Here is a 25,809-nt window from a genome sequence, read left to right as displayed (position 1 = left end):
GTCGCCGTGCCGGATCGGGAGACTGTGCATGGGCGACAATGCTTGCAGGGAGATTCCGGCGGACGGACGCGATGAACTCGGCGACAGGCCGGCCGGGGGAACCTCCGTACGGCCGCCGCGTGCCGTCGGCGGTCGAGCGGCGGAGGAGAACCGGCTGTCCCAGATCGTCGACGGGTGCCCGGTACCCGTCTTCGTGATCGATACCTCGCACCGGGTGACCCATTGGAACCGTGCCTGCGAGGTCGTGATCGGCGCCAGCGCCGCAGAGATGATCGGCACGCGCAACCAGCGGCGGATCTTCTACGGGATCGAGCGGCCCTGCATGGCGGACCTGATCGTGGACGGCGCGCCCGACGACACGGTTCGCCTGTTCTACCAGGACAAGTTCCGGCGGTCCGCGACCGTCTCCGGCGCGTTCGAGGCCGAGGACTATTTCCCGAACCTGGGCGGCGGGCCGTGCTGGCTGTCGTTCACCGCGGCCCCGCTGTTCGACGAGGACGGCGTGATCATCGGCGCGATCGAGACCCTGCAGGACATCACCGGCCGGCGGAACGCCGAGGCGGCGCTGCATGCCGGCGAGCGGCGTTTCCGGGAGCTGTTCGCCAGCATGCGCGACGGCGTCGTGATCTTCGCGCCGCACGACGAGGGCCGCGACTTCGTGCTGGCCGACATCAACCCGGCGGCCGAGGCGCTTTACCGCATGTCGCGCAGCCGGGCGCTGGGGCGCCGCCTGCCGGAGGTGCTGGCGTCGTCGGCCCAGCCGGAGACCACGGCCGACCAGGCGGCGGAACTGGCCGAGGCGGTCCGGCGGGTCTGGCGCTCGGGCGTGCCGGAAAGCCTGATGACGGTCCACCTGGATTCGGGCGGCAAGCCGCTGGACTGCCGGCACAACCGCCTGGTCCGCCTGCCCACATCCGAGGTCGCCTGCCTGTCGGAGGACATCACCGACCGGCAGCGCAGCCAGGCCGAGCAGGAGATGGTGGCCAGCGTGTTCCGGCACACGGTCGAGGGCATCTTCGTCACCGACTCCGACGGCGTCATCATTTCCGTCAATCCCGCCTTCACCCAGATCACCGGCTACCAGGAGGGGGAGGTGGTCGGACAGTCCTCGCGGTTGCTCCGATCCCCCCTCCAGGACGAGGCCTTCTTCGACGAGCTGTGGTCCCGGCTGAAGGCCGAAGGGAGCTGGCAGGGCCAGATCTGGAACCGCCGCAAGAACGGCGAGAACTTCCTGGAGTGGGTGACCATCACCCAGGTGCTCGACGCGGCCGGGCGGCCCTACCGGTACGTCGCCATCTTCAACGACATCACGGACCTTCACCGCAAGGACGAGCAGATCAAGCACCAGGCCTACCACGACGCCCTGACCGGGCTGCCCAACCGGCTGCTGCTGGCCGACCGGATCGAGCAGGCCATCGCGCTGGCCCGGCGCCAGGAGCACGGCGTGGCGCTCCTGTTCATCGACCTGGACCATTTCAAGACGATCAACGACTGCCATGGCCACGACATGGGCGACCGGCTGCTGGTCGAGGTGGCGCGGCGGCTGAAATCGTGCGTGCGCGAAAGCGACACGGTCGCCCGCCTGGGCGGCGACGAGTTCATCGTCGTGGTGGCCGACGCCGACGTGGCGGAGGGCGCTCCCCAGGTCTGCCAGCGGATCCTGAAGGCCCTGCGCGCGCCGTTTGCCCAACCCCAGGTGGAGCAGGTGACCGCCAGCATCGGGATCAGCCTGTTCCCCGACGACGGGGGCGATGCGGATACCCTGCTGAAGCACGCCGACATCGCGATGTACGAGGCGAAGCGCCGGAGCCGCAACACGATCAGCTTCTTCACCTCCGAAATGACCCGGACGATGATGCGGCGGCTGGAGATGGAGAGCGACCTGCGCCGGGCGATCGAGCACGACGAGCTGGAGGTCCATTACCAGCCCAAGGTCGACATCCTGAAGGGCGCCATCTACGGGATGGAGGCGCTGGTCCGCTGGTTCCACCCGACCCGGGGGATGGTGCCGCCCGACGAGTTCATCCCGCTGGCGGAGGAGATCGGCATGATCGTGCCGATCGGCGAGTGGGTGCTGCGCACCGCGTGCCGGGACGCCATGGAACTGCGGCGGCAGGGAATCCCGATGCAGCTCTCGGTCAACCTGTCCATGCGGCAGTTCCGCGAGGCGGATCTGGTCGAGCGGATCGCCGCCACCATCAGCGAGATCGGCCTGGACCCGTCCTTCCTTGAGCTGGAGCTGACCGAGTCGATCCTGATGACCGAGGCGGCCCAGAGCATCGCGGCGCTCAACGAGATCAAGCGGCTCGGCGTCACGCTGTCGATCGACGATTTCGGCACCGGCTATTCCAGCCTCAGCTACCTGACCAAGCTGCCGATCGACATCCTGAAGATCGACCGGAGCTTCATCCAGCATTGCGGCCATGACGGCAACAGCGCCACCGTCGTCTCCGCGATCATCAACCTGGCGGACCAGCTCGGCCATTCCGTGGTGGCCGAGGGGGTCGAGACGGTCGCCCAGCTGGCCTTCCTGCGGGAGCGCCGGTGCAGCAGGATACAGGGGTACCTGGTCGGCAAGCCGGTCCCGCTGCACACCTTCGTCGCGCAGCTGGACCGCTGGCGCAAGATTGCGGTCGCGCTGGCGAACCCGATCATCTAAGAGGCTAGCCCTGTCAAGGCCATTTCCTCCGGAGCGACGATGCCTCATTCACGGGCGAGACACCCTGCCGTTACCAGCCTGCCGGCCGTGTCGGAAGAGAATCCCTGGGAGACCCTGAGCGGCGAGGTCCGCTACGAGAACAAGTGGATCCGCGTCACCGAGCACCAGGTGGTCAACCCGTCGGGCAACCCCGGGATCTACGGCGTGGTCCATTTCAAGAGCGTCGCCATCGGCGTGCTGCCGGTCGACGCCGACGGGTGCGTCCACCTGGTCGGGCAGTACCGTTACTCGCTGAACGCCTACAGCTGGGAAATGCCGGAGGGCGGCGGCGCGCCCGACATGCCGCCGATCGAGGAGGCCAAGCGCGAGCTGCGGGAGGAGACCGGGCTGGTGGCGCGCCGGTGGCTGGAACTGCTGCCGATCCACACCTCCAACAGCATCTGCGACGAACACGGCGTGATCTATCTCGCCTGGGACATGGAGCAGGCGGAGTCCGAACCGGAGGACACGGAGCAGCTGACCATCGTCCGGATGCCGTTCGCCAGCGTCGTGGACTTGGTGATGGAGGGCGTCATCACGGATTCCATGACGGTTGCCGCCGTGCTCAAGGCTCAACTGCTGGCTGAGCGGGGCGGTTTGCCGGAAGCCCTCTCCCGACTGATGCTCCGCCGCTGACCGGAGCGGCCGGCCAGGGTGGCGAGGCAAGCGATTCAAGGCTGTCCGACCCGCGCCGGCGCACGCACTCAAGCCTGGACAAAAGAAGGTGGCACATATATTCCGTGCCTCAATCGGGCACGGATGCACCGTCGCCCGCCGTCATGGCCGGGGGGAGCAATGGCTGAAAATCTGCGGGACGCAGCACTCGATTACCACCGTCAGCCGACGCCCGGAAAGATCGCGGTCACGCCGACCAAGCCGCTGGCGACCCAGCGCGACCTGGCGCTGGCCTATTCGCCCGGCGTCGCCGCCGCCTGCGAGGCGATCGTCGCGGATCCCGCCGAAGCCAGTTCCGTCACCAGCCGGTCCAACCTGGTCGGCGTGATCACCAACGGCACCGCCGTACTGGGATTGGGGTCGATCGGCCCGCTGGCCGCCAAGCCGGTGATGGAAGGCAAGGGCGTCCTGTTCAAGAAATTCGCCGGCATCGACGTGTTCGACATCGAGCTGGACGAGAAGGACCCGGACAAGCTGGTCGAGATCATCGCGGCGATGGAGCCGACCTTCGGCGGCATCAATCTCGAGGACATCAAGGCGCCGGAATGCTTCTACATCGAGGAGAAGCTGCGCGACCGCATGAAGATCCCGGTCTTCCACGATGACCAGCACGGCACCGCGATCATCGTCGGCGCCGCGATCCTCAACGGGTTGCGGGTCGTGGGCAAGAAGATCGAGGACGTGCGGCTGGTCGCGTCGGGCGCCGGCGCCGCGGCGCTGGCCTGCCTGGACCTGTTGGTCGACATGGGCATGCCGGTTTCCAACATCACGGTGACCGACATCCTCGGCGTGGTCTACAAGGGCCGCACCGAGTTGATGGATCCGCGCAAGGAGCGCTACGCGCAGGAGACGGAAGCGCGCACCCTGGGCGAAGTCATCGCCGGCGCCGACATCTTCCTGGGCCTGTCCGCCCCCGGCGTGCTGAAGCCCGCGATGGTCGAGCAGATGGCCGCGGATCCTATGATCCTGGCGCTGGCCAACCCCGTGCCGGAGATCATGCCGGAGGAGGCCAAGGCGGTCCGTCCCGACGCGATCCTGGCGACCGGCCGGTCGGATTATCCGAACCAGGTCAACAACGTCCTGTGCTTCCCCTTCATCTTCCGCGGTGCCCTGGACGTCGGCGCCACCACCATCAACGAGGCGATGAAGATCGCCGCCGTCCGCGCCATCGCCGACCTGGCCATGGCGGAGGCGAGCGACGTGGTCGCCTCGGCCTATGGCGACCAGCTCTCCGGTTTCGGTCCGGAGCACCTGATCCCCAAGCCGTTCGATCCCCGCCTGATCCTCCAGATCGCGCCCGCGGTCGCCCGGGCCGCCATGGACAGCGGCGTGGCGACCCGGCCGATCGAGGATTTCGCGGCCTACGAGGACAAGCTGAACGAGTTCGTCTTCCGCTCCGGCCTGCTGATGCGGCCCGTCTTCGTCCGCGCCAAGCAGGACCCGCGCCGGGTGGTCTATGCCGAGGGCGAGGAGGAGCGGGTGCTGCGCGCCGTCCAGGTGGTGGTGGACGACCGGCTGGCGAAGCCGATCCTGATCGGCCGGCGCGACGTGGTGATGCGCCGGATCGAGAAGGCGGGGCTGCGGATCAGGATCGGCGAGCATGTCGATCTGGTCGACCCGGAGAACGATCCCCGCTACGCCGACTACTGGAACCTCTATCATCGCCTGATGGAGCGCAGCGGCATCTCGCCGGACGTCGCCCGGACGGTGGTCCGCACCAACACCACCGTGATCGCGGCCCTGATGGTCCGGCGGGGCGAGGCGGACGCGATGATCTGCGGCACCATCGGCAAGTACCGCAACCACCTGGGCGACATCCGCGACGTGATCGGGCTGCGTCCCGGGGTCAACCATCCGGCGGCGCTCAGCGTCCTGATCCTGAACAAGGGCACCTTCTTCATGTGCGACACCTATGTGTCGCCCGAGCCGACGGTGCCGGAGATCTCGGAGATGACGGCCCTGGCGGCCGAGGAGGTCCGGCGGTTCGGCCTGACGCCCAAGGTGGCCCTGCTGTCCCACAGCAATTTCGGCAGCCACGACAGCCCGTCCGCCGTCAAGATGCGTCAGGCGCTGGTCGAGATCACGAAGCGCTGCCCCGATCTGGAGGTCGAGGGCGAGATGCATGCCGACAGCGCCCTGTCCGAGGGGATCCGCGCCCGGATCTTCCCGAACTCGCGCCTGAAGGGGAAGGCCAACCTGCTGGTCATGCCCGACCTGGACGCCGCCAACATCGCCTTCAACATGACCAAGGTGATGGGCGACGGCCTGTCCGTCGGACCGGTGCTGCTCGGCGTCGCCCAGCCGGCGCACATCCTGACGCCGTCGGTGACGGTCCGGGGCATCGTCAACATGTCGGCGCTCGCGACGGTCGATGCCCAGGTCTCGGCCGCGGAGGCGGCCGCGAAGCCGTAGGCCCGATCGACCGGAGCCCGGACGGAGCGGCCGGGCTCCGGTCGATCGAAACCGTATCCGCCGGACCGGCAGCAAGGAAGAGCGCAGGATGAGCGAGGCGGCTCCGGAGATCGAGCGGCCCGAGCCGGTTCGGCCCGGGCCCGACCGCGACGACGAGGCAGAGCACGAATTCGGGGTCTCGTCCGAATTCGTCAACGGCGTCCGCGAGAAGCTGGAGGACGGCAGGATCGGCGAGGTGGAGGCGGCGGTCTCCGACCTTCACGCCGCCGACCTGGCGGATCTCGTCGAGCAGATCGGTCCCGATCACCGGGGCGCCCTGATCGACATCCTGCGTCCGGGTTTCGACGCGGAGATCTTCGCCTATCTGAGCCCGTCGCTGCGCGACGTCGTGGTAGATCAGCTCGAGCCGCGCGAGCTGGCGGCCGCGGTCGCCGAGCTGGAGAGCGACGACGCGGTCGACCTGATCCAGGACCTGGACGCCGACCAGCAGCGCGAGATCCTGGAGAACCTGCCGCCGGAGACCCGCGCGCTGGTCGAGGAGGGCCTGACCTTCCCGGAGTACAGCGCCGGCCGGCTGATGTCGCGCGACCTGGTTTCCGTGCCGCAGTTCTGGACCGTCGGCAAGACGCTGGACTATCTGCGGACCGAGACCGACAACCTGCCGGAAGACTTCTACGACATCTTCATCGTGGACCCCATGCACCGGGTGGTCGGCGCGGTCCCGCTCAGCCGGATCATGCGGCAGAAACGTTCGGTCAAGGTCGGCGACATCCTGACCGAGGACATCCGCACCGTTTCCGCCACCACCGACCAGGAGGAGGTCGCCTTCCTGTTCCGCCAGTACGGCCTGGTCTCGGCGCCGGTGGTGGACGGAGCCGGGCGCCTGCTGGGCGTGATCACGGTGGACGACGTGGTCGACGTGATCGACGAGGAGGCGGAGGACGACCTGCTCAAGCTGAGCGGCGTGCCCGACACCGACATCTACCGGGCTGTGCTGGACACCACGCGGTCGCGTTTCTCCTGGCTGTTCGTCAACCTGCTCACCGCGATCCTGGCGTCGGCCGTGATCGCCGTGTTCGAGGGGACGATCGAGCGGATCGTGGCGCTGGCCGTGCTCATGCCGATCGTGGCCTCGATGGGCGGCAATGCCGGCACGCAGACGCTGACCGTGACCGTCCGCGCGCTGGCGATGCGAGAGCTGTCCGAGGCGAACGCGTTGCGCGTCGTCGCCAAGGAGGCGCTGGTCGGGACGATCAACGGCGCGCTGTTCGCCGTGATCATCGGGCTGGTGGCCGGGCTGTGGTTCGCTGACCCTCTGCTCGGGATCGTCATCGGATCGGCGATGATCATCAACCTGTTCGTGGCCGGCCTGTGCGGGACCCTGATCCCGCTGGGGCTGGCCCGGCTGAAGATCGACCCCGCCGTGGCCAGCGCCGTGTTCCTGACCACGGTCACCGACGTGATCGGCTTCTTCGCCTTCCTGGGGCTGGCGGCGCTGATCCTGCTGTAGGGCCCGCCTCCTGAACGGCGGTCTCGATGGGCGCCGAGGCCACGCACCGGCGTCCGGAGCTTCCCGCGGACATCACCAGCGAAGCGTCGGCAGGACGGCGCGCGGACGCCTGCCCGCCGCGGCGCAGAGGGCGGCCAGCCGTCCGGCATCGGGTGCCTCGCCCCAGGTGGTGCCGAGATCCTGGCGGTGAAGCCCGCCGGTCACCAGGACCGAGTCCAACCCCGCCGCCTCGGCGCCGGCCAGGTCGGTGGCCAGATTGTCGCCGACCGCGAGGATGCGGCTGCGGTCGTCGATGCCGAGCAAGGCGAGGCAGCGGTCGTAGAGGTCGTTGAACGGGAGCCCGCAGTAATCCACGGCACCACCCAGGTCGGCATAGCGCCGTGCCAGCGCGCCGCCGCCCGGAAGCCGGCCGTCGCCGGCCGGGATCCAGCGCTCCGGATCGGCGCAGAGCATCGGCAGGTCCGCCCTCGCGCAGATCCTCAGCACTTCCTCGTAGTCGGCGAGGCTTTCCTCGGCGTCGTTCAGGCCGGTGCCCAGGACGAAGTGGGCCAGATAGGGCTGGTCGACCGCCTCCATGTCCAGGCCATGGATCAGCTCGGCATCCCGGATCGGCCCGAAATGCAGGCAGGCCGTGCCGAGGTCCTCGAGCCAGGGTTCCGGCCTGTGGCGCAGCCACTGGTGCGCCAGTTCGCCCGAGGTCAGCAAGTGGTCGAACAGCCCGGGGGCGAACCCCATCCCGTCGAGCAGGCGCGCCGCCGACGCGGTGCGGCGTGCCTGGTTGGTCAGCAGGCAGATCCGCTTGCCGGCGGCCCTGAGGCTTTCCAGCGCGGACACGGCTCCGGGGTAGGGCGCGGAGCCGTCGTGGAGCACGCCGCCGGCGTCGATGATGAAGGCGTCGTAATCGTCGGCCAGCCGGGCGAGACCGTCGAGGAGCGGGATGTCTTGATGCATGCTGTCGGCCATGGTCGCTGATCCCGGCTGGATGGAGGATCCGGACAGTGTCCCATGGCGGGTGCCGCGGACGGGTAGCCTTGGTGTCGCACCCGGCTTGCCCGAAAGATGGAGTTGGTCCCGAACCGTCCCCGTGGCCATATCGTGAAGGTGGTTTCGGAAGCTCGGGTCGCCGGGATTGCGCAACGAACGATCGGGCATCCTGTTAGGCGGTGGTTAGGGGCTTCTTCAGGATGACTGGATCAAACTGGGTCGGAGAAGGTCGCAAACCCGCGTTGGAGGGGACGGACAGCATCATGGTATTCTTTTCCATCATGGCCCATCAGGCCTATGCCTGCGCGGCCTTCTGGACGTACAGCGCCGAGATGACCCTGGCCATGTACAAGTGCGTCAACACCTCCATGGACGTTTATCTCTCGACCCTGGCGGGAACGGGCGTGCCCATCCGCTTCGCCGACAAGGAGGGGCGCCTGTCGGGCGAGGGCCGGAGCGCCGACGTGATCCCTTTTCCGTTCCACCGGCTGGGCTCGTCCCGCTTCAAGTGACGCCTGGACGGGGCAAGCCCGGGGCGGGCCGTCAGGCCGCCGCCGCCAGCCGGTCGAGTGCGGCCGGGGCGGCAGTCAGCATGGCCTTCTGCAGCTTTTCGAAAGCCCGCATCTCGATCTGCCTGACACGCTCGCGGGAAACGGCGTATTCGCGGCTGAGCTCCTCGAGCGTGGTCGGCTCGTCCTTCATGCGGCGCTCGACCAGGATGCGGCGTTCGCGGTCGTTCAGCTTTTCCATGCCGAGCGCCAGCAGGCGCCGACGCGACGCCAGTTCATCCGCATCGGCGACGATGCTTTCCTGATCGGGCCGCTGGTCGACCAGCAGGTCCTGCCATTCCATCTCGCCGTCGATCGCCGTCACCGCGTTCAGGGAACTGTCCGCGGCGGCCAGCCGCCGGTTCATGTCGACCACCTCCGCCTCCGGGACCTGCAGCTTCGTCGCGATCGAGGTGACCGTCTCCGCCGAAAGGTCGCCGGACTCCAGTTCCTGCATCTCGCGCTTCAGGCGGCGCAGGTTGAAGAACAGCTTCTTCTGGGCCGCCGTGGTGCCCAGCTTGACCATGGACCAGTTATGCAGGACATAGCCCTGCATGGCGGCCCTGATCCACCACATGGCATAGGTGTTGAATCGGAACCCGCGTTCCGGATCGAACTTCTCGACCGCCTGCATCAGGCCGACATTGCCCTCCGCGATCAGGTCGGCGACCGGCAGGCCGTAGCCGGCGAAATTACGGGCCATCTTGATGACCAGGCGCAGGTGGCTGCCGACCAGAAGGCGCATGGCGCGCCGGTCGCCCTCGTCGCGCCATCGGCGGCCCAGATCGATTTCCTCCTCGGCCGTCAGCATCTTGAAGCGACGGGATTCCTCGATGAACGGGGTCAGGGTGTCGTCGGTATGAATGCTCAAAACGAACCTCCAAGACACGTATTGTTCCCGGACACGAGACAGAGCGACCCGTCACCGTTCCGCCGCTGTCGGGCAGCGGAAGGTCGGGGAGGGTGCTTATGTCGGGAACGACACCAGATATGGGGACGCTGACCCCTGCTTCAAGAAGAATCTGCATCACGCATACAGCTTTAAGAGGGGCTGCAAGGCAGTGCGCCCTGGACCTCACCGGCCGGGCGGCCACGACCGGCCGCCGGCCGGCGGCACGCTGCCCCGGCGCCTGAACGCGCCGGGCGGGGCCACCTCGAACGGCCGGGTGTGCGGGCGCTCGAACAGCGGAACCTCGCGCCGCTTGAAGAAGGGAATCAGGACCGCGCCGGCCACGAACCCGCCGACATGGGCCCAGAACGCCACGCCGCCGTCGTCGCCGGTGGTCGGGGTCGTGGCGCCGCTGACGAACTGCAGGATGAACCAGAGCCCCAGCACGACCGCCGCCGGAACGCTGACGATGCGGATGAAGAAGAGGATGATGAACAGCATCCGCACGTTGGCGCGCGGGTGAAGGACGAGGTAGGCGCCCAGCACGCCGCCGATCGCCCCGCTGGCCCCGATCATGGGGATCTGCGACTGCGGTGCCGCGAACCCCTGGGCCAGGGCCGCCGCCGTGCCGCACAGCAGGTAGAAGACCAGGAAACGGCCCCGTCCCATGCTGTCTTCGACATTGTTTCCGAAGATCCAGAGATACAGCATGTTGCCCAGCAGGTGCATCCAGCCGCCGTGCAGGAACATCGAGGTGACGACGCTGGCCGGGGCGGGGACCAGCCGCAGTTCCGGCGGAAGTTGGGCGGAGCCGAACAGCACGGCCGGGATCAGGCCGAGGGAATAGACGATGGCTTGGCCGGCCCGCGGGCCCAGCGAGACCTGCCACAGGAACATCCCGACGCAGGCGGCGATGACAGCGTAGGTGACGACGGGAGTGCGCCGGGTCGGGTTGTCGTCGGAAAGGGGAAGGGTGAACATCGCGTCCTCGACCAGCCAGGGGTGTACGGCACGACCCGCCGCGGGACCGGCACCCGGAACAAACCCCGCCCGCGCGGGGAACGTTCCGAGCGCAACGATGCGCCTGCTCCGGGATTGGCAGGGGTCGGACGCGTTCGGCGACACTATATCAATATGCCGACGGATCAATATGCCGACGGATCAATATGCCGGCGGATCGAAATGCCGGTGGCCGGGCATGGCTGACCGGGACGGGACGCCCGCTCAGGCGGCGAACACGACCCCGGTGTCGCCGGGCCGGTGAGCGGACCGCATGGCCTCCGTCAGGGCTTCGATCCCGAAGGGCTTCATCAGGAAATGCCGCGCGCCCGCGGCGTAGGCGTCGGCGGGGCTCGCGTGGGCGCTGCAGACGATGACGGGGACCCCCAGCCGGCCGGAGATTTCCCGGGTCGCCGCAAGCCCGTCAGTCCCGTCCGCCAGCGCCACGTCGACCAGGGCCAGGTCGGGGCCGACCGACTCGGCCAGATCGACGGCCTGTCCGGCGGTCTGCGCAGTCGCACAGACCTGATGACCGAGCTGCTCGATCACCATCGTCAACCCCATGACGACGAGTTCATCGTCCTCTGCAATGAGAAGTCGCAATTTGCTCGCCATCGCTGGATTCCACACTTCATCTCTGGCCGCGCGCAGGCGGACCGTCATGATCTCTTTCCCTGATAATGTCCGAAGGACGGTTCACTCTGCCATCGTCATTACGGCATATTTCCGGACGTGTAAGAGGGTCGACCGCCGGGCACGCGCCGTCTGCGGGCATTACTCCCTATCCTGTCCGATCGCGGCGCCTGGCCTGCACCGCCGGTCCAGGACTTCAGGCGCATGCCCCTTCCGGCGGTGCGGCGGCCGACCGGCATGGCCATCCGCCATAAGACTGCCGGGTAAAATATCTGTTACGGATGCTTGACGGTGGGTGGGTACATCCTTATTATCCGCGAACCTTTTCGGGAGGCAGGTAGTAGGCCGTTCGCGGGCTAGACGCTGCCGCCCTTGAGGCTCCGACCTGACATAGCCGCACCCGAGCTTTTTCGGACGGCGTTTGATGATTTACCCGCACGAGGCGGAGTTTACGCTTCGACGGCGGGTTTTTGCATCGTCTGGCATCTGGTTTGCCGACGACGGGACTTAATGGAAGAAGGGCTCTGATGCCGACGATCAGTCAGTTGATCCGTAAGCCGCGCCAGCCTCTGGCGGCGCGCAACAAGGTGCCGGCACTGGAAGAGTGCCCGCAGAAGCGTGGTGTCTGCACCCGCGTGTACACGACCACCCCGAAGAAGCCGAACTCGGCGCTTCGTAAGGTCGCCCGCGTGCGTCTCACCAACGGCTTCGAAGTTACCAGCTACATCCCGGGTGAAGGCCACAATCTTCAGGAACACTCGGTGGTGATGATCCGCGGCGGCCGCGTGAAGGACCTTCCCGGTGTCCGTTATCACATCATCCGCGGTTCGCTCGATACCCAGGGCGTGAAGGACCGTCGGCAGCGCCGGTCGAAGTACGGCGCGAAGCGTCCGAAGTAAGGAGATCCTGAAGAATGTCTCGTCGTCGTCGCGCGGAGAAGCGCGAGGTTCTGCCGGATGCCAAGTATGGCGACCGCGTCCTCACCAAGTTCATGAACTGCCTGATGCTGGACGGCAAGAAGTCGGTCGCGGAAGCGATCGTCTACGGCGCGCTGGAGCGCGTCGAGGGCCGTGCCAAGGCCGACCCGGTCCAGGTCTTCCACGATGCCCTGGGCAACGTGAAGCCGCACCTGGAGGTCCGGTCGCGCCGCGTCGGCGGTGCCACCTACCAGGTTCCGGTCGAGGTCCGTTCGGACCGCGCCCAGGCCCTGGCCATCCGGTGGCTGATCAACAGCGCGCGCGCCCGGTCGGAGAACACCATGACCGAGCGCCTGTCGGGCGAGCTGCTCGACGCCGCCAACCAGCGCGGCTCGGCGGTGAAGAAGCGCGAAGACACGCACCGCATGGCGGAGGCCAACAAGGCCTTCTCGCACTACCGTTGGTGATCGCCCCGGCGATCTGACCAGACAGCAGTCCGAGACCTCGACATGTCACGCTCCACGCAGCTCGACCGGTATCGCAACATCGGCATCATGGCTTCCATCGATGCCGGTCGGACGACGACCACCGAGCGGATCCTCTACTACACCGGCCGGACCGGGAAGCCCGCGGAAACCTCCGCGGCTTCCGGCACCGATGCCGCGTGGGCGGACGAGGACGAGGAGCGGGGCATCACGATCACGTCGGCGGCGACCACCTGCTTCTGGAACGGTCACCGCATCAACATCATCGACACGCCGAGCCATGTCGACCTTCCGGTCGAGGTGGAGCGGACGCTGAGGGTGATCGACGGCGCGCTGGCGGTGTTCGACGCCGCGGTCGGGATCGAGCCGCAGTCCGAAGCCGCCTGGCGGCGGGCGGACCAGCACCGCGTCCCGAGGCTGTGCTTCGTCAACAAGATGGACCGGCCTGGCGCGGACTTCTTCCGCACCGTCGGCATGCTGGCCGACCGGGTCGGCGCGACCCCGCTGCTCCTGCAGCTGCCCATCGGCGGCGGCGACGGGTTCAGGGGCGTCGTCGACCTGCTGGCCGAGCGCGCGCTGGTGTGGCGGGACGACGGGCTGGGCGCCTCGTTCCAGGAGACCGGGATCCCGGCCGAACTGGAAGGACAGGCCGCCGAGTACCGCGCCAAGCTGGTCGAGGCCGCCGTCCAGGTCGACGCCGGCGCGGCCGAGGCTTACCTGGCCGGGGCCGTCCCGGACGTGCCCGCCCTGAAGGCGCTGATCCGCCGAGGCACCTGCGCGGCGGAGTTCGTGCCGGTACTGTGCGGGTCGGCCTTCCGCAACAAGGGCGTGCAGCCGGTCCTGGATGCCATCGTCGATTACCTGCCGTCCCCGGCGGACATCGCCGGCATCCGGGGCACGGAAGGCGAGGGGCGCGACGAGGCGGTCCGTCCGGCGGACGACGCCGCGCCGTTCTCCGCCCTGGTCTTCAAGGTCATGTCGGACCCGGTCGCGGGCTCTCTGGCCTTCGCCCGTGTCTATTCCGGCACCCAGGCAGTAGGCGGCACAGTCCTGAACCCGCTCAAGGGCGAGCGGGAGAAGATCGGCCGGATGCTGCAGATGCAGGCCACCGCGCGCGAGGACGTGAAGCAGGCCTGTGCCGGCGACATCATCGCCTTCGCCGGCCTGAAACATACAGCGACGGGCGATACGCTGTGCGACCCGTCGCACCCGATCGTGCTGGAGCGGGCCGAGATTCCCGAGCCCCTGATCGAGGTCACCGTGGAACCTCGGACCGGGGCGGACGCGGAGAAGATGGCCGCCGCCCTGCGACGCATGGCGCAGGAGGATCCCTCCTTCGCCGTCGTCGCGGACAAGGAGCCGGGCCGGACCATCCTCAGGGGGGGCGGCGAGCTCCAGTTGGAGATCCTAGCCGACCGCCTGAAGCGCGAATTCAAGGTCGACGCCAAGGTGGGCGGCCTGCGGGTGGCCTATCGCGAGACCGTCTCGCAGCGGGCCGAGGTGGACCACACCCACCGCAAGCAGGTCGGGGACGCCAGCCAGTTCGCCCGCGTGCGGCTGGCGGTCGAGCCGGCCGCCTCGGCGGGCGGCGTCCGTTTCGAAAGCAGGGTCGCCGCCGGCGCCCTGCCGAAGGAATTCGTCCAGGCCGTCGAGAAGGGCGTCGAGGCGGCCGCGAACGCGGGAATCGTCGCAGGCTTTCCGGTGGCCGACGTGGCGGTGGGCCTGCTGGACGCTGCGCGCCACGACATCGACAGCTCCGCGCTGGCGTTCGAACTGGCCGGCGCGGCGGCGTTTCGCGACGCGATGGGCAAGGCGAAGCCGGTGCTGCTGGAGCCGGTCATGAGCGTCGACATCGTCACTCCGGCGGATTTCGCCGGCGGCGTCATCGGCGACCTGAGAAGCCGTCGCGGACGGATCGAGCAGGTGGACCAGCGCGGGGCCGCGGCGGCAGTGACCGCCCTGGTTCCGCTTGCAAACCTGTTCGGATACGCCAATATCCTGCGGTCCATCAGCCAGGGCCGCGCGCATCACACGATGCAATTCGACCACTACGAACCGGTGCCGCAGGCCATCGCCGATGAGGTCCGCGCCAGGGTGGCGTAAGGCTCTCGAGTGAACTGCCGGTGACTAAGACAGATTATGGAGACTGAGGACCATGGCGAAGGCGAAATTTGAGCGGACCAAGCCGCACTGCAACATCGGCACGATCGGTCACGTCGACCACGGCAAGACCTCGTTGACGGCGGCGATCACCAAGGTTCTGGCCGAGACGGGCGGTGCGACGTTCACCGCGTACGACCAGATCGACAAGGCGCCGGAGGAGAAGGCCCGCGGCATCACGATCTCGACGGCGCACGTCGAGTACGAGACGGCCAACCGCCACTATGCCCACGTCGATTGCCCGGGCCACGCCGACTACGTGAAGAACATGATCACGGGTGCCGCGCAGATGGACGGCGCGATCCTGGTGGTGTCGGCGGCCGACGGCCCGATGCCGCAGACCCGCGAGCACATCCTGCTGGCCCGGCAGGTCGGCGTCCCGGCGATCGTGGTGTTCCTGAACAAGGTCGACATGGTCGACGACCCCGAGCTGCTGGAACTGGTCGAGTTGGAAGTGCGCGAGCTGCTGAGCAGCTACGATTTCCCCGGCGACGACATCCCGATCGTCCACGGCTCGGCGCTGATGGCGCTGGAGGACAAGAGCCCGGAGATCGGCAAGGAAGCCGTGCTCAAGCTGATGGCGGCGGTTGACGAGTACATCCCGCAGCCGGAGCGCCCGGTCGACCGTCCGTTCCTGATGCCGATCGAGGACGTGTTCTCGATCTCGGGCCGCGGCACCGTGGTGACCGGCCGCGTCGAGCGCGGCATCGTCAAGGTCGGCGAGGAGATCGAGATCGTCGGCCTGAAGAACACGGTCAAGACCACCGTGACCGGCGTCGAGATGTTCCGCAAGCTGCTCGACCAGGGCCAGGCGGGCGACAACATCGGGGCGCTGCTGCGCGGCACCAAGCGCGAGGACGTCGAGCGCGGCCAGGTGCTGGCCAAGCCCGGCTCGATCACGCCGCACACCGTGTTCAAGGCCGAGGCCTACATCCTGACCAAGGAAGAGGGCGGCCGGCACACGCCGTTCTTCACCAACTACCGTCCGCAGTTCTACTTCCGGACCACGGACGTGACCGGCATGGTGGCCCTGCCGGAAGGCACCGAGATGGTCATGCCCGGCGACAACGTCGCCATGACCGTCACCCTGATCGCCCCGATCGCCATGGACGAAGGCCTCCGCTTCGCCATCCGCGAGGGCGGCCGCACCGTCGGCGCCGGCGTCGTCGCCAGCATCATCAAGTAAATCGGTTCGGGTTCGCTGTGGGGTTGGTCCCCACGGGCGCAACGAGTTAGCCGACGAAAAGGGGCTGCTCCCCGGAGCGGCCCCTTCAGCGGCAGAGAAACGGGTTTTGAAGACGATGGACAGTCAGAATATCCGGATCCGCCTGCGGGCGTTCGACCATCGCGTGCTCGACCAGTCGACCAGCGAGATCGTCAACACCGCCAAGCGGACCGGCGCACGGGTTCGGGGTCCGATCCCCCTGCCCACGCAGATCGAGAAGTTTACGGTCAACCGCTCGCCGCACATCGACAAGAAGTCGCGCGAGCAGTTCGAGATCCGGACGCACAAGCGCCTGATCGACATCGTCGACCCGACCCCGCAGACCGTGGACGCGCTGATGAAGCTCGACCTCGCCGCCGGCGTCGACGTCGAGATCAAGCTCTAAGTACAAGTACTTCAAGAATAGGGGTAAGGGACCTCTCCCCCTGAGGATGTCCCTAGTAAGGAGAACTAAACCATGCGATCCGGTTTGATCGCGCAGAAACTCGGCATGACCCGCGTCTTCACGGACGAGGGCGAACATGTGCCGGTCACTGTGCTGAAGGTCGACAACTGCCAGGTTGTCGCCGTGCGCACCGAGGAGACCGACGGCTACACCGCCGTCCAGCTCGGCGCCGGTACCGCCAAGGTCAAGAACGTCACGAAGCCCCAGCGCGGCCACTTCGCCAAGGCGAAGGTGGAGCCCAAGCGCAAGGTGGTTGAGTTCCGCGTGGATGCCGACGCCCTGATCGAGGTCGGCGCCGAGATTTCGGCTGCCCACTTCATCCCGGGCCAGCTCGTGGACGTCACCGGAACGACGATCGGCAAGGGCTTCGCCGGCGGCATGAAGCGGTGGAACTTCGGCGGTCTGCGCGCGACCCACGGCGTGTCGGTGTCGCACCGTTCGCATGGTTCGACCGGTAACCGCCAGGACCCCGGCCGTACCTTCAAGAACAAGAAGATGGCCGGTCACCTCGGCTCCGAGCGGGTCACCACCCAGAACCTGAAGATCGTCCAGGTCGACGAAGACCGCGGCCTGATCCTGGTCAAGGGCGCCGTCCCGGGTTCCGAGGGTGGCTGGGTGCTCGTCCGCGATGCCGTCAAGCGCAAGGCTCCGGAAGGCCTGCCGTTCCCGGCCGCCCTTCGCGTCCGGACCGATGGCGCCGCCGCCGCTCCCGCACCCGAGGCCCCTGCCGCCGAGACCGGCGCCGAGCCGACGGAGTGAATGACATGAAGACGACCGTCAAGAATCTGAACAACGAAGAGGTCGGCGAGATCGATCTCGATGAGGCGGTGTTCGGCGTTCCGCTGCGTACCGATCTCCTGTCCCGCATGGTCAACTACCAGCTCGCCAAGCGGCGGTCCGGTAACCACAAGGCCAAGGGCGTTTCCGAGATCAGCGGCACGACCAAGAAGCCGCATCGCCAGAAGGGCACCGGCCGCGCCCGCCAGGGCTCGCTGCGGTCGCCGCAGTTCCGCGGCGGCGCCGCGATCTTCGGTCCGGTCGTGCGCAGCCATGCCCACGACCTGAACAAGAAGGTCCGCAAGCTGGCCCTGAAGACCGCGCTGTCGACCAAGCTGGCCGAGGGCAAGCTGGTGGTCCTGGAAGCCGCCACGGCCGACAGCCACAAGACCAGGGAGATGGTCCAGCGCTTCAAGCAGCTCGGCCTGACCTCGGCGCTGATCATCGACGGCGCCAACCTGGATGAGAACTTCGTGCGTGCGTCGAGGAACGTTCCGTTGATCGACGTGCTGCCGGAGCAGGGTGCCAACGTCTACGACATCCTGCGCCGCGACACGCTGGTTCTGACGCGCAACGCTGTCGAGCAGCTGGAGGCTCGTCTGAAATGAGCAAGATCTCGAAACCTTCGGTGAGCCAGGAGCGGATGTACGATCTGATCACCGCCCCCGTCATCACCGAGAAGTCGACGATGGGTTCCGAACACCGTCAGGTCACGTTCAAGGTTCCGATGGACGCGACCAAGCCGGAGATCAAGGCTGCGGTGGAAGGGCTGTTCAAGGTCAAGGTGACGGCGGTCAACACGCTGATCACCAAGGGCAAGACCAAGCGCTTCAAGGGTATCTTGGGCCGTCGTTCGGACTTCAAGAAAGCGGTCGTGACCCTGGCCGAAGGCCACACGATCGACGTTACCACTGGCGTCTAAGGCTGAACTGACCGATGGCACTCAAGAACTTCCGGCCCATCACGCCGTCGCTCCGCCAGCTCGTGCTGGTGGACCGTTCGGAGCTGTGGAAGGGCAAGCCGGTCAAGTCCCTCACCGAGGGCCTGACCAAGAGCGGCGGCCGCAACAACACCGGCCGCATCACCGCGCGCCGGATCGGCGGCGGCCACAAGCGCCGCTACCGCCTGATCGACTTCAAGCGGCGCAAGTTCGATCAGCCGGCCGTCGTCGAGCGGCTGGAGTACGATCCGAACCGCACCGCGTTCATCGCGCTGGTCCGCTACGAGGACGGCGAGCTGGCCTACATCCTGGCGCCGCAGCGCCTGAAGGTGGGTGACAGCATCGTCTCCGGCGAGCGCGTGGACGTGAAGCCGGGCAACGCGATGCCGCTGAAGAACATCCCGGTGGGCACGATCGTCCACAATGTGGAGCTGAAGGCGGGCAAGGGCGGACAGCTGGCCCGTTCGGCCGGCACCTATGTCCAGCTCGTCGGCCGCGACCAGGGTTACGCCCAGCTGAAGCTGGCGTCGGGCGAGCTGCGCGTCGTGCGCGGCGAATGCCTCGCCACGATCGGCGCTGTGTCCAACCCGGACCAGTCCAACATCAACCTGGGCAAGGCCGGCCGCAATCGCTGGCTGGGCAAGCGCCCGGCGGTCCGTGGCGTCGCCATGAACCCGATCGACCACCCGCACGGCGGTGGTGAAGGCCGGACCTCCGGCGGTCGCCATCCGGTGACCCCGTGGGGCAAGCCGACCAAGGGCAAGAAGACGCGGAACAACAAGAAGACGGACGGCCAGATCCTGCGCCGCCGTCATGCGAAGTAAAGGAGTTACGTCGTGGCGCGCAGCGTCTGGAAGGGGCCGTTCATCGACGGCTACCTGCTGAAGAAGGCCGATAAGGCGCGGGCAAGCGGGCGTAACGAGATCATCAAGATCTGGTCGCGTCGCTCCACCATCCTGCCCCAGTTCGTCGGTTTGACCTTCGGCGTTCACAATGGTCAGAAGTTCCTGCCCGTCCTCGTGACCGAGAACATGATCGGCCACAAGTTCGGCGAGTTCTCTCCGACCCGGACCTATTACGGCCACGCGGCCGATAAGAAGTCGAAGAGGAAGTAGCCATGGGCAAGGCAGCGAATGCGCCTCGCATCGCCGAGAACGAGGCGATGGCGTTCGGCAAGATGATCCGTTCCTCGGCCCGCAAGCTCAACCTCGTCGCCGAGCTGATCCGCGGCAAGAGCGCGCAGGCGGCCGTGGCCGACCTGACCTTCTCCAAGCGGCGCGTCGCCGACGAGGTCAAGAAGGTCCTGCAGTCGGCGATCGCCAACGCGGAGAACAACCACCAGCTCGACGTGGACCGCCTCTACGTGGCCCAGGCCACTGTCGGCCGCGCGCTGGTGATGAAGCGGTTCCACGCCCGGGCTCGCGGTCGCGGCGCCCGGATCGAGAAGCCGTTCAGCAATCTGACCGTGATCGTGCGCGAGCGCGAAGAAGCGGTGGAGGCCGAGTAACATGGGTCAGAAGATCAATCCCGTCGGGCTCCGGCTCGGCATCAACCGCACTTGGGATAGCCGCTGGTATGCGGATCGGGACTACGCCGACCTGTTGCATAGCGACCTGAAGCTGCGTAGTTTCCTCCAGGGCCGGCTTCAGCAGGCCGGGGTATCCCGCGTGGTGATCGAGCGGCCTGCGAAAAAGGCCCGCGTGACCATCCATTCGGCGCGCCCGGGGGTTGTTATCGGCAAGAAGGGTGCCGATATCGAGAAGCTTCGCGGCGAGCTGGCGAAGATGACCGGTTCGGACGTCAACTTGAACATCGTCGAGATCCGCAAGCCGGAGATCGACGCCAAGCTGATCGCCGAAAACATCTCCAACCAGCTGGAGCGCCGCGTGGCTTTCCGCCGCGCCATGAAGCGTGCCGTGCAGTCCGCGATGCGCCTGGGAGCCCAGGGCATCCGGATCAACTGCTCCGGCCGCCTCGGTGGTGCGGAGATCGCGCGCATGGAGTGGTATCGCGAAGGGCGCGTGCCGCTGCACACGCTGCGTGCCGACGTGGACTACGGTGTCGCCACCGCGAAGACCACGTACGGTACCTGCGGCGTGAAGGTCTGGGTGTTCAAGGGCGAAATCCTTGCGCACGATCCGATGGCGCAGGACAAGCGCGCCAGTGAACAACAGGCCGGTCCCAGCGGACGGCCCGAGCGCGGCGAACGCGGCGACCACCACCGGGGTGATCGCGGCGATCGTGGCGATCGCGGCGACCGCTGAACGGCAGGATACTAGTAGAGGGCACATGCCATGCTAAGTCCTAAGCGTACGAAGTACCGCAAGGCACACAAGGGCCGTATCCACGGCACCGCCAAGGGCGGGACTCAGCTCAACTTCGGCGCCTATGGCCTGAAGGCGATCGAGCCGGCGCGCATCACCGCGCGCCAGATCGAGGCGGCCCGCCGCGCGATCACCCGTCACATGAAGCGTCAGGGCCGCGTCTGGATCCGGATCTTCCCGGACGTTCCGGTCTCGACCAAGCCGGCCGAAGTCCGCATGGGCTCGGGCAAGGGCTCGCCCGAGTTCTGGGCGGCGCGCGTCCATCCCGGCCGCATCATGTTCGAACTGGACGGCGTCCCCGGCGATTTGGCCAAGCGGGCTTTCGAGCTCGCCGCCGCCAAGCTGCCGATCAAGACCCGGTTCATCACCCGCCTGGGCGAGGAGTTGGATCAATGACGAAGCCGACCGATCTGCGCGCCAAGACCGCCGACGAGCTGAACGACCAGCTCCTGACCCTGAAGAAGGAGCAGTTCAACCTGCGCTTCCGCCGGGCCTCGGGCCAGCTCGAGAACACCGCGCGCGTCGGCCAGGTGCGCCGCGACATCGCGCGCATCAAGACCATTCTGGGCGAGCGCGTGCGCTCGTCCGCGTCGTAGGAGTTTACCCATGCCCCGGCGTGTTTTGCAGGGCACGGTCGTCAGCGACAAGGGCGATAAGACGATTATCGTCCTCGTCGAGCGCCGCGTGATGCATCCCGTGTACAAGAAGTTCATCCGGCAGTCGAAGCGTTACGCTGCCCATGACGAGGCCAACCAGTTCAAGACGGGCGACCAGGTCTTCATCGAGGAATGCCGCCCGATCTCGAAGCGCAAGCGCTGGATGGTCCTTACCGACGCCGCAGCAGCGGCAGCCGCCGGCGCCTCCGCCGGCTGATTGAAGAGGTCTGACATATGATCCAGATGCAAACCAACCTGGAGGTCGCCGACAACAGCGGCGCGCGCCGGGTGCAGTGCATCAAGGTGCTTGGCGGGTCCAAGCGCAAGGTGGCCGCCGTGGGCGACGTGATCGTCGTCTCGGTCAAGGAGGCCATCCCGCGCGGACGCGTCAAGAAGGGTGATGTGCACCGTGCGGTCATCGTCCGCACGTCCAAGGAGATCCGGCGCACCGACGGCAGCTCCATCCGCTTCGACCGCAACGCCGCCGTGCTGATCAACAAGCAGGGCGAGCCCATCGGGACCCGTATCTTCGGGCCGGTGACCCGCGAGCTCCGCGGCAAGAAGTTCATGAAGATCATCTCGCTCGCGCCGGAGGTGCTGTGATGTCCGCAGCCAAGATCAGGAAGAAGGACAAGGTCGTCGTCATCGCCGGCAAGGACAAGGGTAAGACCGGCGAGGTGATCGAGGTCCTTCCCAAGGAGAACCGGGTCAAGGTGCGCGGCGTGAACATCGTCAAGAAGCACCAGCGCCAGTCCCAGACCTCCGCCGGCGGTATCCTGGAGATCGAGGCGTTCATCCACGTCTCCAACGTCGCCCATGTCGACCCCAAAGACAACAAGCCGACCCGCGTGGGGTTCAAGACCCTCGAGGATGGCCGCAAGGTGCGCGTCGCCAAGCGGTCCGGCGAAGTCATCGATCTGTGAGCGCCACCATGACGACCAGGCTGAAGAAGCAATACGACGACGTCGTACGCCCGAAGTTGAAGGCTGAGTTCAACTACGCCAACGACATGGAAGTGCCGCGGATCGAGAAGATCGTCATCAACATGGGTGTTGGCGAGGCGACCTCCGACGGCAAGAAGGTCAATTCGGCGGTGGCCGAACTGACCGCGATCGCTGGCCAGCGGCCGGTGGTGACCAAGGCCCGCAAGTCGATCGCGCAGTTCAAGCTGCGAGAAGGCATGTCGATCGGCTGCAAGGTGACCCTGCGTCGCGAGCGCATGTACGAGTTCCTCGACCGTCTCGTGACGGTTGCCCTGCCGCGTGTCCGCGACTTCCGCGGCGTGCCGGGCAACAGCTTCGACGGCCGTGGCAACTACGCCATGGGCTTGAAGGAGCAGATCATCTTCCCGGAAATCGATTACGACAAGATCGACGAGATCCGGGGCATGGACATCATCATCGTGACGACTGCGAAGACCGACAAGGAGGCCAAGGCGCTCCTCAAGGGCTTCGACATGCCGTTCGTCAGCTGAGCGGCAGGAGGTTACAGCCATGGCCAAGACGAGTGCCATCCAGAAGAACAAGCGCCGTGAGCGCATGGTCAAGCAGTTCGCCAACAAGCGCGCGGCGCTGAAGGCGATCGCCAAGGACCCCGCTCTGACGCCCGAAGAGCAGTTCGCCGCCCGCCTCAAGCTCGCGGAGATGCCGCGCAACTCGAGCCGGACCCGCGTCCGCAACCGCTGCGAGATGACCGGTCGTCCGCGCGCGTTCTATCGCAAGTTCAAGCTTTCGCGCATCACGCTCCGCGACCTGGCCTCCAACGGCCAGATCCCGGGCATGACGAAGTCGAGCTGGTAAGGGGGGATCGGAAAGATGTCTTTGAGCGATCCTTTGGGCGATATGCTGACCCGCATCCGCAATGGTCAGCGGGCTCACATGACCAGCGTCGACAGCCCGGCATCCAAGCTGCGGGCGAGCGTGCTGGAGGTTCTGAAGCGCGAGGGTTACATCCGCGGCTATTTCCAGGAGGAACTGCGCCCCGGTATCGCGCAGCTCCGGATCGAGCTGAAGTATCACGAGGGCGAGCCGGTCATAAAGACCATCAGCCGCGTGTCCAAGCCCGGCCGCCGCGTCTACTCGAAGATCAAGGACCTGCCGCGCGTCTACAACGGTCTCGGGATCTCGATCCTGTCGACCCCGCGGGGCGTGATGTCCGACAACGAAGCCCGCGCCGCCAATGTCGGCGGTGAAGTGCTTTGCCGCGTGTTCTAAGAGGCAGCCATGTCACGAATTGGTAAACACCCCGTGCCGGTCCCGGCTGGCGTTGACGTCGCCGTCAACGGCCAGACCCTGACGGCCAAGGGCAAGCTGGGCCAGCTCAGCATGACCCTGATCGATGACATCGCGGCCTCGCTCGATGACGGCAAGGTCGTCGTCAAGCCGCGCCATGCGGACAGCAAGCGCGGCAAGATGATGTGGGCGACCTCGCGCACGCTCGTGGCCAACATGGTCAAGGGCGTCAGCGAGGGCTTCACGGTCAACCTCGAAATCAACGGCGTCGGCTATCGTGCCGCCGTGCAGGGCAGCGACCTGGTTCTCCAGCTCGGCTACTCGCACGACGTGACGTATCCGATCCCCGCCGGGATCACGATCAAGACCGAGCGTCCGACCGCGATCTCCGTTTCCGGGGCCGACCGCCAGAAGGTCGGCCAAGTCGCCGCAGAAATCCGTCAGTTCCGGAAGCCGGAGCCCTACAAGGGCAAGGGCATCAAGTACGCGACGGAGACTCTGCTGCGCAAGGAAGGCAAGAAGAAGTAGGGGCACGGCCGATGAAAACGTCAAGGGAACTGAACGTACGCCGCAAGATGCGGGTGCGTACGCAGATCAGGAAGAAGGCGGGCGGCCGGCCCAGGCTGTCGGTTTTCCGGTCCAGCAAGCACATCTACGTCCAGGTGATCGACGACAGCGAGGGCAAGACCCTGGCTTCCGCGTCGACCATCGACAAGGATCTGCGCGAGCAGCTGAAGACCGGCGCCGACATCGAAGCCGCCAAGCTGGTCGGCAAGCTGATCGCCGAGCGGGCGACGGCTGCCGGCGTCACGCAGGTGGTCTTCGACCGCGGCGGCTATCTCTTCCACGGGCGCGTCAAGGCGCTTGCCGACGCCGCGCGTGAAGCCGGCCTGTCGTTCTAAGGGGACCCGAATATGGCACGCAATGAAAGAGGCGGCGAGCGCGACCAGCGCGGCGGCGACAACCGGGACCGTCAGAACCGGGGCGGTGGCGACCGCGAAGAGAGCGATCTGGTAGAAAAGCTGGTCGGCATCAACCGTGTCGCCAAGGTGGTGAAGGGTGGCCGGCGGTTCGGCTTCGCGGCCCTGGTGGTCGTGGGCGACGCCAAGGGCCGCGTCGGCGTCGGATCGGGCAAGGCCCGCGAGGTGCCGGAAGCGATCCGCAAGGCGACCGACCAGGCCAAGCGCACCATGATCCGCGTTCCGCTCCGCGAGGGCCGGACCCTGCACCACGACGTGCATGGTCACTTCGGCGCCGGCCGGGTCGTCCTCCGGGCGGCTCCGACCGGTACCGGCATCATCGCCGGTGGTCCGATGCGCGCGATCTTCGAGGCGCTGGGCGTGCAGGACGTGGTGACGAAGTCGATCGGCACCTCGAACCCGCACAACATGATCAAGGCGACCTTCGACGCCCTGGCGCAGGTGGTCAGCCCCCGGGCCGTGGCCGCCCGCCGCGGTCGCCGGGTCAGCGATATCCTGGGCCGTCGCGACGCGACCGGCACCGAGATCAAGGAGGCCTGATCATGGCTGACGAGACCAAGAGCACCGTCATCGTGACGCAGATCGGCAGCCCGATCGGTCGCAAGAAGGATCAGCGCGAGACCCTCGTCGGTCTCGGGCTGAACAAGCTGCACCGCACGCGGGAGCTGGAGGACACCCCTTCCGTCCGCGGCATGATCGCCAAGGTTCAGCATCTGGTTCGCGTCGAGAGCCAGGGCTGAGAACGGGCGAGGGGATAACACGATCATGAAACTCAACGAGATCCGGGACAATGCCGGCGCCCGCAAGAACCGCATCCGCGTCGGACGCGGCATCGGTTCGGGCAAGGGCAAGACCGGCGGCCGTGGCGTGAAGGGTCAGACCTCGCGTACGGGCGTCGCGATCAAGGGCTTCGAAGGCGGACAGATGCCCCTGCATCGCCGCCTGCCGAAGCGCGGCTTCACCAACATCTTCGCCAAGGACTATGCCGTGGCGAACCTGGGCAAGATCCAGCAGGCCATCGAGTCCGGCAAGCTGGATGCCTCGCAGACCATCACCGGGGAAATCCTGGTGGCGGCCGGCGTCGCCCAGAACAGCCGGGACGGCGTGCGCCTGCTGGCCAAGGGCGAGCTGACGACCAAGGCGAGCTTCAAGGTGGCGGGCGCTTCGGCGTCGGCCATCGCCGCGGTCGAGGCCCTGGGCGGTACCGTGGAAGTCACGGTGCCGAAGAAGGCAGAAGAGGCTTCCGCGGCCGAATAAAGGTCCGCGATCGACTGGCCGGCGTCTCTGGGGAGGCGCCGGCCATGCCTGTTACGACATACTT

Annotated in this window: 34 protein-coding genes; 30 read left to right on the top strand and 4 right to left on the bottom strand. The window is 67.0% G+C overall.

The window, feature by feature from the left end; genetic code table 11:
- Positions 1-28 precede the first annotated feature (28 nt).
- The 4 genes from IGS68_RS20175 to mgtE all read left to right on the top strand — a co-directional run bounded on the left by IGS68_RS20175 (position 29) and on the right by mgtE (position 7,295).
- A complete protein-coding gene (locus IGS68_RS20175) occupies positions 29-2,659 on the top strand; it encodes a sensor domain-containing protein (protein ID WP_201073060.1) in 2,631 nt (876 codons plus the stop codon).
- A gap of 39 nt (positions 2,660-2,698) precedes the next feature.
- Complete coding sequence (locus tag IGS68_RS20170; RefSeq protein ID WP_201073058.1) at positions 2,699-3,334, top strand: NUDIX domain-containing protein; 636 nt, start codon at positions 2,699-2,701, stop codon at positions 3,332-3,334.
- A 159-nt stretch (positions 3,335-3,493) separates the two neighbouring features.
- On the top strand, positions 3,494-5,785 hold the full coding sequence (locus IGS68_RS20165) for an NADP-dependent malic enzyme (RefSeq protein WP_201073056.1): 2,292 nt from the start codon (positions 3,494-3,496) through the stop codon (positions 5,783-5,785).
- Between the two features lie 88 nt (positions 5,786-5,873).
- On the top strand, positions 5,874-7,295 hold the full coding sequence (gene mgtE / locus IGS68_RS20160; protein WP_201073054.1) for a magnesium transporter: 1,422 nt from the start codon (positions 5,874-5,876) through the stop codon (positions 7,293-7,295).
- Positions 7,296-7,367: 72 nt separating this feature from the next.
- Here mgtE and IGS68_RS20155 read toward each other — a convergent pair whose 3' ends face one another.
- Positions 7,368-8,258 (bottom strand): TIGR01459 family HAD-type hydrolase, encoded by an 891-nt coding sequence (locus tag IGS68_RS20155; protein ID WP_247880991.1) that lies wholly within the window; start codon positions 8,256-8,258, stop codon positions 7,368-7,370.
- 284 nt (positions 8,259-8,542) lie between these two features.
- On the opposite strand from IGS68_RS20155, the gene IGS68_RS20150 reads away from it, so the two are divergent.
- Positions 8,543-8,791, top strand: coding sequence for a hypothetical protein (locus IGS68_RS20150; protein WP_201073051.1), 249 nt, complete (start codon positions 8,543-8,545; stop codon positions 8,789-8,791).
- A gap of 31 nt (positions 8,792-8,822) precedes the next feature.
- Here IGS68_RS20150 and IGS68_RS20145 read toward each other — a convergent pair whose 3' ends face one another.
- From IGS68_RS20145 to IGS68_RS20135, 3 genes are all read right to left on the bottom strand, one after another.
- Positions 8,823-9,638, bottom strand: coding sequence for an RNA polymerase factor sigma-32 (locus IGS68_RS20145; RefSeq protein ID WP_412766143.1), 816 nt, complete (start codon positions 9,636-9,638; stop codon positions 8,823-8,825).
- A gap of 264 nt (positions 9,639-9,902) precedes the next feature.
- On the bottom strand, positions 9,903-10,697 hold the full coding sequence (locus IGS68_RS20140; RefSeq protein ID WP_201073047.1) for a rhomboid family intramembrane serine protease: 795 nt from the start codon (positions 10,695-10,697) through the stop codon (positions 9,903-9,905).
- A 243-nt stretch (positions 10,698-10,940) separates the two neighbouring features.
- Positions 10,941-11,378 carry a response regulator gene (locus IGS68_RS20135; protein ID WP_201073045.1) on the bottom strand — a complete coding sequence of 146 codons (438 nt, stop codon included), beginning with the start codon at positions 11,376-11,378 and terminating at the stop codon, positions 10,941-10,943.
- 497 nt (positions 11,379-11,875) lie between these two features.
- Between IGS68_RS20135 and rpsL the strand changes: the two genes are divergently transcribed.
- The 25 genes from rpsL to rplO all read left to right on the top strand — a co-directional run bounded on the left by rpsL (position 11,876) and on the right by rplO (position 25,745).
- Positions 11,876-12,247 carry a 30S ribosomal protein S12 gene (gene rpsL, locus IGS68_RS20130; RefSeq protein ID WP_037461346.1) on the top strand — a complete coding sequence of 124 codons (372 nt, stop codon included), beginning with the start codon at positions 11,876-11,878 and terminating at the stop codon, positions 12,245-12,247.
- 14 nt (positions 12,248-12,261) lie between these two features.
- On the top strand, positions 12,262-12,732 hold the full coding sequence (gene rpsG, locus IGS68_RS20125; RefSeq protein ID WP_037461345.1) for a 30S ribosomal protein S7: 471 nt from the start codon (positions 12,262-12,264) through the stop codon (positions 12,730-12,732).
- 42 nt (positions 12,733-12,774) lie between these two features.
- Entirely contained in the window at positions 12,775-14,853 is a 2,079-nt protein-coding gene (gene fusA, locus IGS68_RS20120) for an elongation factor G (protein ID WP_201073043.1), read from the top strand.
- A gap of 52 nt (positions 14,854-14,905) precedes the next feature.
- Positions 14,906-16,096 carry an elongation factor Tu gene (gene tuf, locus IGS68_RS20115; protein ID WP_201073040.1) on the top strand — a complete coding sequence of 397 codons (1,191 nt, stop codon included), beginning with the start codon at positions 14,906-14,908 and terminating at the stop codon, positions 16,094-16,096.
- 115 nt (positions 16,097-16,211) lie between these two features.
- Complete coding sequence (gene rpsJ / locus IGS68_RS20110) at positions 16,212-16,520, top strand: 30S ribosomal protein S10 (protein ID WP_037453618.1); 309 nt, start codon at positions 16,212-16,214, stop codon at positions 16,518-16,520.
- 72 nt (positions 16,521-16,592) lie between these two features.
- On the top strand, positions 16,593-17,339 hold the full coding sequence (gene rplC, locus IGS68_RS20105) for a 50S ribosomal protein L3 (protein ID WP_201073038.1): 747 nt from the start codon (positions 16,593-16,595) through the stop codon (positions 17,337-17,339).
- Between the two features lie 5 nt (positions 17,340-17,344).
- The gene (gene rplD, locus IGS68_RS20100) at positions 17,345-17,965 is read left to right on the top strand and encodes a 50S ribosomal protein L4 (RefSeq protein ID WP_201073036.1); all 621 of its coding nucleotides are present in this window, start codon (positions 17,345-17,347) and stop codon (positions 17,963-17,965) included.
- A 5-nt stretch (positions 17,966-17,970) separates the two neighbouring features.
- Entirely contained in the window at positions 17,971-18,279 is a 309-nt protein-coding gene (locus tag IGS68_RS20095; RefSeq protein WP_201081528.1) for a 50S ribosomal protein L23, read from the top strand.
- A gap of 14 nt (positions 18,280-18,293) precedes the next feature.
- Positions 18,294-19,121 carry a 50S ribosomal protein L2 gene (rplB, locus tag IGS68_RS20090; RefSeq protein WP_201073034.1) on the top strand — a complete coding sequence of 276 codons (828 nt, stop codon included), beginning with the start codon at positions 18,294-18,296 and terminating at the stop codon, positions 19,119-19,121.
- A 12-nt stretch (positions 19,122-19,133) separates the two neighbouring features.
- Positions 19,134-19,412, top strand: coding sequence for a 30S ribosomal protein S19 (rpsS, locus tag IGS68_RS20085; RefSeq protein ID WP_037453604.1), 279 nt, complete (start codon positions 19,134-19,136; stop codon positions 19,410-19,412).
- A 2-nt stretch (positions 19,413-19,414) separates the two neighbouring features.
- A complete protein-coding gene (gene rplV / locus IGS68_RS20080) occupies positions 19,415-19,804 on the top strand; it encodes a 50S ribosomal protein L22 (protein WP_201073032.1) in 390 nt (129 codons plus the stop codon).
- A 1-nt stretch (position 19,805) separates the two neighbouring features.
- Complete coding sequence (gene rpsC / locus IGS68_RS20075) at positions 19,806-20,561, top strand: 30S ribosomal protein S3 (protein WP_201073025.1); 756 nt, start codon at positions 19,806-19,808, stop codon at positions 20,559-20,561.
- A 30-nt stretch (positions 20,562-20,591) separates the two neighbouring features.
- Positions 20,592-21,017 (top strand): 50S ribosomal protein L16, encoded by a 426-nt coding sequence (gene rplP, locus IGS68_RS20070; protein ID WP_037453595.1) that lies wholly within the window; start codon positions 20,592-20,594, stop codon positions 21,015-21,017.
- Complete coding sequence (gene rpmC, locus IGS68_RS20065; protein WP_158044275.1) at positions 21,014-21,217, top strand: 50S ribosomal protein L29; 204 nt, start codon at positions 21,014-21,016, stop codon at positions 21,215-21,217. The genes rplP and rpmC overlap by 4 nt, the downstream gene beginning before the upstream one ends.
- 10 nt (positions 21,218-21,227) lie before the next feature.
- Positions 21,228-21,494: a 30S ribosomal protein S17 gene (gene rpsQ, locus IGS68_RS20060; RefSeq protein WP_158044276.1), complete on the top strand. Its 267-nt coding sequence runs from the start codon at positions 21,228-21,230 to the stop codon at positions 21,492-21,494.
- Positions 21,495-21,511: 17 nt separating this feature from the next.
- Positions 21,512-21,880, top strand: a complete 369-nt coding sequence (rplN, locus tag IGS68_RS20055; RefSeq protein WP_158044277.1) for a 50S ribosomal protein L14 — start codon at positions 21,512-21,514, stop codon at positions 21,878-21,880.
- The gene (rplX, locus tag IGS68_RS20050; protein ID WP_201073023.1) at positions 21,880-22,200 is read left to right on the top strand and encodes a 50S ribosomal protein L24; all 321 of its coding nucleotides are present in this window, start codon (positions 21,880-21,882) and stop codon (positions 22,198-22,200) included. The genes rplN and rplX overlap by 1 nt, the downstream gene beginning before the upstream one ends.
- Positions 22,201-22,208: 8 nt before the next feature.
- The gene (gene rplE / locus IGS68_RS20045) at positions 22,209-22,751 is read left to right on the top strand and encodes a 50S ribosomal protein L5 (RefSeq protein WP_201073021.1); all 543 of its coding nucleotides are present in this window, start codon (positions 22,209-22,211) and stop codon (positions 22,749-22,751) included.
- A 19-nt stretch (positions 22,752-22,770) separates the two neighbouring features.
- Positions 22,771-23,076, top strand: coding sequence for a 30S ribosomal protein S14 (gene rpsN, locus IGS68_RS20040; RefSeq protein WP_201073019.1), 306 nt, complete (start codon positions 22,771-22,773; stop codon positions 23,074-23,076).
- Between the two features lie 15 nt (positions 23,077-23,091).
- Entirely contained in the window at positions 23,092-23,490 is a 399-nt protein-coding gene (rpsH, locus tag IGS68_RS20035; RefSeq protein WP_201073013.1) for a 30S ribosomal protein S8, read from the top strand.
- Between the two features lie 9 nt (positions 23,491-23,499).
- Positions 23,500-24,036 carry a 50S ribosomal protein L6 gene (gene rplF, locus IGS68_RS20030; RefSeq protein WP_158044282.1) on the top strand — a complete coding sequence of 179 codons (537 nt, stop codon included), beginning with the start codon at positions 23,500-23,502 and terminating at the stop codon, positions 24,034-24,036.
- An 11-nt stretch (positions 24,037-24,047) separates the two neighbouring features.
- A complete protein-coding gene (gene rplR / locus IGS68_RS20025) occupies positions 24,048-24,410 on the top strand; it encodes a 50S ribosomal protein L18 (RefSeq protein WP_201073011.1) in 363 nt (120 codons plus the stop codon).
- Positions 24,411-24,422: 12 nt separating this feature from the next.
- Positions 24,423-25,028 (top strand): 30S ribosomal protein S5, encoded by a 606-nt coding sequence (gene rpsE, locus IGS68_RS20020; RefSeq protein WP_228435306.1) that lies wholly within the window; start codon positions 24,423-24,425, stop codon positions 25,026-25,028.
- A gap of 2 nt (positions 25,029-25,030) precedes the next feature.
- Positions 25,031-25,228 carry a 50S ribosomal protein L30 gene (gene rpmD, locus IGS68_RS20015; RefSeq protein ID WP_201073009.1) on the top strand — a complete coding sequence of 66 codons (198 nt, stop codon included), beginning with the start codon at positions 25,031-25,033 and terminating at the stop codon, positions 25,226-25,228.
- A 25-nt stretch (positions 25,229-25,253) separates the two neighbouring features.
- A complete protein-coding gene (rplO, locus tag IGS68_RS20010; RefSeq protein ID WP_201073007.1) occupies positions 25,254-25,745 on the top strand; it encodes a 50S ribosomal protein L15 in 492 nt (163 codons plus the stop codon).
- Positions 25,746-25,809 lie beyond the last annotated feature (64 nt).

Origin of the sequence: Skermanella sp. TT6 (assembly GCF_016653635.2) — a bacterium.
GTDB lineage: Bacteria > Pseudomonadota > Alphaproteobacteria > Azospirillales > Azospirillaceae > Skermanella > Skermanella cutis.
Note: the sequence above shows the minus strand (reverse complement) of the source record. Positions and strands in the feature narration are given on the sequence as shown.

Bases quoted from the DNA above. Each gene is read 5' to 3' on its own strand.
- IGS68_RS20140 (WP_201073047.1), bottom strand. From the start codon at position 10,697: ATGTTCACCCTTCCCCTTTCCGACGACAACCCGACCCGGCGCACTCCC.
- IGS68_RS20155 (WP_247880991.1), bottom strand. From the start codon at position 8,258: ATGGCCGACAGCATGCATCAAGACATCCCGCTCCTCGACGGTCTCGCC.
- rpsC (WP_201073025.1), top strand. From the start codon at position 19,806: ATGGGTCAGAAGATCAATCCCGTCGGGCTCCGGCTCGGCATCAACCGC.
- rplB (WP_201073034.1), top strand. From the start codon at position 18,294: ATGGCACTCAAGAACTTCCGGCCCATCACGCCGTCGCTCCGCCAGCTC.
- rplO (WP_201073007.1), top strand. From the start codon at position 25,254: ATGAAACTCAACGAGATCCGGGACAATGCCGGCGCCCGCAAGAACCGC.
- rpmD (WP_201073009.1), top strand. From the start codon at position 25,031: ATGGCTGACGAGACCAAGAGCACCGTCATCGTGACGCAGATCGGCAGC.
- rpmC (WP_158044275.1), top strand. From the start codon at position 21,014: ATGACGAAGCCGACCGATCTGCGCGCCAAGACCGCCGACGAGCTGAAC.
- IGS68_RS20150 (WP_201073051.1), top strand. From the start codon at position 8,543: ATGGTATTCTTTTCCATCATGGCCCATCAGGCCTATGCCTGCGCGGCC.
- IGS68_RS20145 (WP_412766143.1), bottom strand. From the start codon at position 9,638: ATGCTGACGGCCGAGGAGGAAATCGATCTGGGCCGCCGATGGCGCGAC.
- IGS68_RS20165 (WP_201073056.1), top strand. From the start codon at position 3,494: ATGGCTGAAAATCTGCGGGACGCAGCACTCGATTACCACCGTCAGCCG.
- rplR (WP_201073011.1), top strand. From the start codon at position 24,048: ATGAAAACGTCAAGGGAACTGAACGTACGCCGCAAGATGCGGGTGCGT.
- tuf (WP_201073040.1), top strand. From the start codon at position 14,906: ATGGCGAAGGCGAAATTTGAGCGGACCAAGCCGCACTGCAACATCGGC.
- IGS68_RS20175 (WP_201073060.1), top strand. From the start codon at position 29: ATGGGCGACAATGCTTGCAGGGAGATTCCGGCGGACGGACGCGATGAA.
- rpsG (WP_037461345.1), top strand. From the start codon at position 12,262: ATGTCTCGTCGTCGTCGCGCGGAGAAGCGCGAGGTTCTGCCGGATGCC.
- rpsN (WP_201073019.1), top strand. From the start codon at position 22,771: ATGGCCAAGACGAGTGCCATCCAGAAGAACAAGCGCCGTGAGCGCATG.
- rplE (WP_201073021.1), top strand. From the start codon at position 22,209: ATGACGACCAGGCTGAAGAAGCAATACGACGACGTCGTACGCCCGAAG.
- rplX (WP_201073023.1), top strand. From the start codon at position 21,880: ATGTCCGCAGCCAAGATCAGGAAGAAGGACAAGGTCGTCGTCATCGCC.
- rpsH (WP_201073013.1), top strand. From the start codon at position 23,092: ATGTCTTTGAGCGATCCTTTGGGCGATATGCTGACCCGCATCCGCAAT.
- rpsE (WP_228435306.1), top strand. From the start codon at position 24,423: ATGGCACGCAATGAAAGAGGCGGCGAGCGCGACCAGCGCGGCGGCGAC.
- IGS68_RS20135 (WP_201073045.1), bottom strand. From the start codon at position 11,378: ATGACGGTCCGCCTGCGCGCGGCCAGAGATGAAGTGTGGAATCCAGCG.
- IGS68_RS20170 (WP_201073058.1), top strand. From the start codon at position 2,699: ATGCCTCATTCACGGGCGAGACACCCTGCCGTTACCAGCCTGCCGGCC.
- rpsQ (WP_158044276.1), top strand. From the start codon at position 21,228: ATGCCCCGGCGTGTTTTGCAGGGCACGGTCGTCAGCGACAAGGGCGAT.
- mgtE (WP_201073054.1), top strand. From the start codon at position 5,874: ATGAGCGAGGCGGCTCCGGAGATCGAGCGGCCCGAGCCGGTTCGGCCC.
- rplN (WP_158044277.1), top strand. From the start codon at position 21,512: ATGATCCAGATGCAAACCAACCTGGAGGTCGCCGACAACAGCGGCGCG.
- rpsJ (WP_037453618.1), top strand. From the start codon at position 16,212: ATGGACAGTCAGAATATCCGGATCCGCCTGCGGGCGTTCGACCATCGC.
- rpsL (WP_037461346.1), top strand. From the start codon at position 11,876: ATGCCGACGATCAGTCAGTTGATCCGTAAGCCGCGCCAGCCTCTGGCG.
- rplV (WP_201073032.1), top strand. From the start codon at position 19,415: ATGGGCAAGGCAGCGAATGCGCCTCGCATCGCCGAGAACGAGGCGATG.
- rplD (WP_201073036.1), top strand. From the start codon at position 17,345: ATGAAGACGACCGTCAAGAATCTGAACAACGAAGAGGTCGGCGAGATC.
- rplF (WP_158044282.1), top strand. From the start codon at position 23,500: ATGTCACGAATTGGTAAACACCCCGTGCCGGTCCCGGCTGGCGTTGAC.
- fusA (WP_201073043.1), top strand. From the start codon at position 12,775: ATGTCACGCTCCACGCAGCTCGACCGGTATCGCAACATCGGCATCATG.
- rplC (WP_201073038.1), top strand. From the start codon at position 16,593: ATGCGATCCGGTTTGATCGCGCAGAAACTCGGCATGACCCGCGTCTTC.
- rplP (WP_037453595.1), top strand. From the start codon at position 20,592: ATGCTAAGTCCTAAGCGTACGAAGTACCGCAAGGCACACAAGGGCCGT.